The 6268-nt window shown below is 57.3% G+C and carries 5 protein-coding genes; all 5 read left to right on the top strand.

Annotation, left to right across the window (positions count from 1 at the left end; genetic code table 11):
* The first annotated feature begins 261 nt into the window (after positions 1–261).
* The 5 genes from ACFPTO_RS21660 (at position 262) to ACFPTO_RS21640 (ending at position 6206) form a co-directional block, all read left to right on the top strand.
* On the top strand, positions 262–1407 hold the full coding sequence (locus tag ACFPTO_RS21660; RefSeq protein ID WP_377714579.1) for a porin: 1146 nt from the start codon (positions 262–264) through the stop codon (positions 1405–1407).
* 748 nt (positions 1408–2155) lie between these two features.
* On the top strand, positions 2156–3355 hold the full coding sequence (locus ACFPTO_RS21655) for a porin (protein WP_377714577.1): 1200 nt from the start codon (positions 2156–2158) through the stop codon (positions 3353–3355).
* Between the two features lie 719 nt (positions 3356–4074).
* Complete coding sequence (locus ACFPTO_RS21650; RefSeq protein WP_377714575.1) at positions 4075–4344, top strand: hypothetical protein; 270 nt, start codon at positions 4075–4077, stop codon at positions 4342–4344.
* Positions 4345–4594: 250 nt separating this feature from the next.
* Positions 4595–5584, top strand: a complete 990-nt coding sequence (locus tag ACFPTO_RS21645) for a LysR family transcriptional regulator (protein ID WP_377714573.1) — start codon at positions 4595–4597, stop codon at positions 5582–5584.
* A gap of 202 nt (positions 5585–5786) precedes the next feature.
* Positions 5787–6206: a hypothetical protein gene (locus ACFPTO_RS21640; RefSeq protein ID WP_377714571.1), complete on the top strand. Its 420-nt coding sequence runs from the start codon at positions 5787–5789 to the stop codon at positions 6204–6206.
* Positions 6207–6268 lie beyond the last annotated feature (62 nt).

Here is a 6268-nt window from a genome sequence, read left to right as displayed (position 1 = left end):
GGCAGCGCCCGGGCCGCATCCGCGGGCCCGGGCGCCGACGCTTGATGCACGGGCGCGCCGATTCAACGCGCCCGATATAAGTCCGCAGTTCGTTTCGCATGCAAGGACGCGCCAGAGACGCGAAGGATAACTCAACAATAGTCACGGCCGCGATTTTCGACTCGATAGATTTAGCGGTAGCAAAGCTGAACGCCCCCATAAGGGGTGTAGTGGTAGTTCCAGAGAACCTGAATTTTCAAAATATTTGTTGGAGACAAGTAAATGGCAAGGAAACTGCTCGCGGCGTCCGTTCTCGCGGTACTCGCGTCAACGGCGCATGCTCAAAGCTCGGTAACCCTCTATGGCCTCATTGATGAGGGCTTTGATTTCACCAATAACGTTGGAGGAAACCGGGTATACGAGCTTCAAAGCGGCTACGTTCAAGGCAGCCGGTGGGGATTGAAAGGAACGGAGGATCTCGGCGGCGGCCTGAAAGGCATTTTCGAGCTGCAAAACGGCTTCGATGTCAACACCGGCCATTTGAATCAAGGCGGACTGATGTTCGGCCGGGAGGCGTATGTTGGATTGTCCAGCGACACCTGGGGTTCGGTCACGTTGGGGCGCCAATATGACTCCGTGGTCGACTTCCTGGCGATGACGACAGCCAACGGCACCTGGGGTGGATATCTGTTCTCACACCCATACGACAACGACAATACGGACGACAGTTTCCGGGTGAACAACTCCGTGAAATACACCAGCCCCGTATTCGCTGGCGTGCAGTTCGGGGGAACCTACGCCTTCTCCAATACGACGAACTTCGCCAATAACCGGCAGTACAGCTTCGGCACGTCGTACACAAACGGCGGTCTTCTGCTTGCCGCGTCGTACCTTCAGGCGGATAACCCGTCATCGAATGCGGCGGGTGCGATCACGGATGGCGGCGACGAGAATTTTCTCGGCACGCGTCTGCGTATTTTCGGAGCCGGCGTAACCTACACCCTGGCCAATACCACGGTTGGCTTCTCCTACTCGAACACGGATGTGGCCAACGCAACGGGTTCCACGTATGTCGGTGCGATTACGCCGGCTGGCGGCGCACTTTCGAATCTGCGATTCCAGAACTTCGAGGTGAACGGCAAGTATCAGTTCACGCCGGCGTTCTACGTGGGGGCAATGTATGTCTACACGCGGGCAACGCTTTCCTCGGCGAGCGGGAAGCTGCATCCGAACTATCAGACGGCCGGCTTGATGGCCGATTACAACCTCTCGAACCGCACGGATCTGTACTTCCAGGGGCTGTACCAGCACGTTGGCGGCGACACGACCGGCTCGGTGCTGGACGTCGCATTCATTCCGGGTGCGGACAACGTCTCATCGACCAGCAATCAGGTGGTTCTGCGAGCCGCAATTCGCCACCGTTTCTGATCCGTCGACGAACGCGTTTCTTGTCGATGCAAGGCAACGCCAACTGACCTCGTAGTCGCAAGGCTACGGCCGGGGGCTCTCGGCGCCGCTCACAGGCGGCCGGGGCCCCCGGGATTTTCCGAAGGGAAAACGCAGGACATGTCAGGCATCTGTTGGGCAAACACCAATCGCCAACCGGATTAACGACGTACCGCTTTAGTCCGGCATATTCCTATCCGCCTCAAAGGCCATGCGGTGCAGGCTTCCCCCTGTGCTTGCGCTGCATAATCCGCCGCCTCTGCCGATTCAGCTTGTTCATCGGCTCCACACCAATTACATCAAGCGGAATTTGAGCGTATAACTTCACGAGAAGGCGCTCGCAGTGCGCCTGCTGTCCATTCCCGGCATCGGCAGTTCACAGTCCGGGAGAGAAAACGACCCATGACGGCGATATCCGGGCCAATGGCCCGAAGTGCTTCGTTCCACACCCGGTAACGTGGCCGTTGCATCAGCACAACGTCATCAAGAATTGCACGTGTTCGCACAACGCTTTACCGATCGCAACCGAGTGGATCCGCTCCGCTGAGCACCGTGTGAAGGGCGCTTGTCAGACGATGAATCTTTTATGAAAAAAACACGCTACTAATTAGGGAGTATTGTTTCTATTAGCGAGGTGTACCGCATTCTGCGTCCTTCTATACTCCGTCCGTCCCCGAACTCACTATAGCTGTTTCGCGGCACAAACCAGAATTAACGACGGAGAAATTGAATGAAATACGGGTGTTTTGCCATCGCTGCATCGATGCTGTGCGCCAGTGCAGCACACGCGCAAAGTAGCGTCACGCTGTTCGGGTTGATCGATACAAGCATCGCGTATAGCAGCAACGGACGCGTCAATCCCTCCAAGCCATCCGCAGGTGGCGGCACGCAGTGGCAGGAATTTTCGGGGACCGTCTATACATCGCGCTGGGGCCTGCGCGGCAATGAAGATCTGGGTGGTGGCCTGAGCGCGGTATTCTGGCTGGAAAACGGCTTCGACGCGACCAAGGGCTCGGCCAAGAACGGCGGCGATCTCTTTGGCCGGCAGGCATGGGTCGGCCTGGCGTCGAATAAGTACGGCACGCTGACGCTGGGCCGCCAGTACGACTTCATGGTCACGTACCTTGCACCGTTGAGCGCCACGGGTTCCGGTTTTGGCGGCAACGTCGCCGAGCACCCGTACGACAACGACAACCTGAACAACGATATGCGCCTGAACAATTCGGTGAAGTTCAGCAGCGCATCGTTCGACGGGGTGAAGGTCGGCGCGATGTACGCGTTTTCGAACCAGCCGGGCCAGGTCTCCAACAATAATGCCTACAGCGCGGGCATTAGCTACTCGGTCGGTCCGGTCAACCTCGCGGCGGCATACCTGCAGATCAATCGCGACTCGAACTCGCCGAACGCAACTGGCGCGGTCAGCACCAACGATGGCGATGCGTTGACGACGGGTGGCCTGCAGCGCATGTTCGGCCTGGGCGCGCAGTACATGTTCGGGAGTTCTTCGGTCGGCGTGCTGTGGACACATACTTCGACGGAAAGTGCGACGAGTCTCTGGCTCGGCGGCAACACCAACTTTGGCACACTGCCCGGAGCGTCGAACGGTGCGGGTAACTACATCAAGTTCGACAACTTCGAAATCAATGGCCGCTACTTCGTGCGTCCGAACTTCAGTCTCGGTGCGTCCTACACGTACACGATGGCGACGTTCAATTCGCCGACCGGCAACGCACGTCCGCACTGGAACCAGGTAATGGCGCAAGCCGATTACAATTTCTCGAAGCGTACCGACGTGTACCTGGAAAGTGTCTACCAGCGCGTGGGTGGCGGCAACGGCATTTCCGCGTTTAACGCCGGTATCTATACGATGAACCCGTCCACGAACAATCAGCAGGTGGTCGTTGCTGTCGGCCTCAAGCATCGCTTCTAAGCGATGCGCCGCGTTCAGCGGATCGCGGTACATCTGATCTAAAAGTGCGACGTTGCGTGCAATCCAGTTGCCGCAACAAGCGGCGGGCGCAACGTTCGCACTTTCTATCAAATCGATTCGACGAGCCAGCTTCGGCTCACGATTTCCTCGCGTCAGGGTCGTAAGCCGGTTGCCCTGGCCGTTGCGTGTCCATCTGGTGCGATTTCCTGTACACAGGATCGCCGCACGACACGCGCAGTGTTGACCGACCGGTCTATCCTGCTCCGCCTCGCTCACCGGCTGCGCCCGGTAATACACTCCCGATCTTCCGATACCCACGCGTCGCGCCTGCCGCGAGACCGGCAACGCATGCGCATGGCCGATCATCGTATGCAGCGCCCTCAGTCGGGACACGTTCTTTCGTTGCGATAGCCACGGCTCTCAGACCAGCCTTTCCTTCGCGCAATCCAGCCGTGTCGGCCCCGAAAAATAGGGTCAACTATAGCTGCGTCTTTGGTGCGGCATCGGCAGCCCGGTCGGGCATCCGGGCATCCGTGGGCTAGTTGGGGTTGCCGCGTAATCGCTTGTCCTTATAGACAAGATCGAAATTTCCGCTTTGACGTGATTCCTGATTTGCCGGATCATTTCACTATTGATGAAAAACAATAAATACAGACCCAGAATTTTCATCCCGCGCTAGTCGCTCGTGATCTCGAGCCTAGCCACATTTGGAGTGTGAAATGTTGAAATTGCAGCCCACTAAAGGTGTCTTCCTGCTTGTTACGTTGCTTGGCTTCGGTGCAAGCGCCTTCGCGCAGCAAAGTACCGCCGATCAAGAACCGGCCGTCGCAGCCGGCACCACGCAATCGCAGCAGATCGCCGCAACGCAGGCCACCCCGGCCGATCATGCGGTGGTTGTTACGGCACCTTCCACAACAGCACCTGCAAACCACAAAGCAGCAGAGTGCGTTGGACCTGTAAGTTTTTGCAACATCTATTTCGGCAGTTGATGCATTTTCGAACAGTGTCAGTCCAGTTTCACCGGACTGAGTACGAAGTGCGATACCGCGGCGCCGTCCCCAGTTGATTCGCTTCGCTCCTGTCGAGAGCAGGAAGATAGCCTTACGCCATACTTATCGGCAAGTGTTTTCTTCCTATCTTCAGGATAACTTGCAAGTCTGGTCAACTATGTGAGCGGGTTATCGTGATATGTGCACTCGGAACGAGTACCCCGCATATCAAACATATTTGAGCACCATTGTGAATCATCTTATCGCAGCAATGCGGACCTTTCTGAAGATCGTCGACGTGCAAGGGTTTGGCCGCGCAGCCGAGCAATTGCATCTCTCCCCGGCACGAGTAACACGGCATATCAGCGAACTGGAGTCACACCTCGGTGTGCGGCTTCTGCAGCGATCGACCCGCAAGATTGCGCTGACCGATGTGGGCTCGCGCTATGCGGAAGGATGCCGTTCGCTGCTTTCCGAACTTGAAAAAATCGAATCGCTGGCAAAGGAAGAGTCGACGCAAATTTCGGGCGACCTGCATGTTGTCGTGCTTGCGAGCTTGATGTCGCCTGAACTGGCCATGCTGTTCGCCGATTTCCGCGAGCGTCATACCGATGTGTCGCTGCACATCACGCTAACCGAATCCGACGTCGATCTACTCGGCGGAGGATTTGACGTCGGCATTGTGGCCGAAAGAATGATTAGTTCGCTTTCTTTGGTCTCGCGCACGCTCGTCCATGCACCACTTGTCGCCGTTGCATCTCCTGCTTACCTGATGAATGTTTCGTCGCCGCGGCGACCGGCAGACCTCGGCGAGCATCGCGTTATCACGCACGTGGCTAACGGGAAGACATTTCGCTGGCTCGACGGGAAAGGTCGGAATCACAGCGTGCACCTCGATGCCTGTTTCGCCGTCAACAGTGCACAGTTGCAGCGACAGATCGCACTGGCCGGCGCAGGTATAGCACTATTGCCGGAATTCATCATCGCGAATGACGTGAAGATCGGATCGCTAGTCCGGGTGCTGGACAGTTACCGCATCGAGAACAACGATGTCACGATCAAGGTTGCCTACCAGGGACGTGAATTTCTACCAGGCAAGGTGCGTGCATTCGTTGATCAGGTAGTTTCACATTTTGATCAACTTTCAATCAGTTCTCCGCCGCAACACGCATTTCACCTCAAGGGGACGCCCGCGCCCGCGCACGCGCACTCGCACGAGCTGAAAATGCTTCCCGCCTGAGGCATATCCTGTCGCCGCCACGCGGCCCCACGCGCAATGCCATCTCGTTCACAGAGCAGCGCGTGCGGCGGCGTGCGCGTTCAGGCGAACCAACATCATCGAATGAGAAGCGCTGCGTGAGATAAGCGCCATAGCGTGACGCACTCTGCGCAACCGCACGTCTGGTAAGCTGCCGCGAGATTCGTTCTCGTGGATCTTCATCATGCGACGTGCATCGCTTGCAATCCGGACACTTTTTGCGTTGTGCTTACTCGGTGCAACGTTCAATCATCTCAGAACGATCGCGCAACACGGGTTGCTTTGGGATTACGGCTATGGAACGGCAATTTCGCCACTCAGTAAGGTCTACTGGGATACATTGGCGGTCCTCGATCCGTTAGCTGCCGTACTTTTATTGCTCAAACCACGAGTGGGTGTGTGGCTTACGGTGTTCATAATCGTGAGCGACGTTCTGCATAACACCTATTACGTTGCCGCGCACAATCAATGGTCCGCTTCGTTCTATCTGGCGCAGGTCGGATTTCTTGTTGTTGTGCTTTGTCTCGCACCTGTTGCCGCGCGCGGCGTGTCGCCGCGGAGCCGGGTGACACCACGAACTGCGGACTTATATCGGGCGCGGTGAATCGGCGCGCCCGTGCATCAAGCGTCGGCGCCCGGGCCCGCGGATGCGGCCCGGGCGCTGCC

Source organism: Paraburkholderia denitrificans, assembly GCF_042655705.1.
GTDB lineage: Bacteria > Pseudomonadota > Gammaproteobacteria > Burkholderiales > Burkholderiaceae > Paraburkholderia > Paraburkholderia denitrificans.
This window is presented reverse-complemented; position numbering and strand designations above follow the sequence as displayed.

Bases quoted from the DNA above. Each gene is read 5' to 3' on its own strand.
- ACFPTO_RS21660 (WP_377714579.1), top strand. From the start codon at position 262: ATGGCAAGGAAACTGCTCGCGGCGTCCGTTCTCGCGGTACTCGCGTCA.
- ACFPTO_RS21650 (WP_377714575.1), top strand. From the start codon at position 4,075: ATGTTGAAATTGCAGCCCACTAAAGGTGTCTTCCTGCTTGTTACGTTG.
- ACFPTO_RS21640 (WP_377714571.1), top strand. From the start codon at position 5,787: ATGCGACGTGCATCGCTTGCAATCCGGACACTTTTTGCGTTGTGCTTA.
- ACFPTO_RS21655 (WP_377714577.1), top strand. From the start codon at position 2,156: ATGAAATACGGGTGTTTTGCCATCGCTGCATCGATGCTGTGCGCCAGT.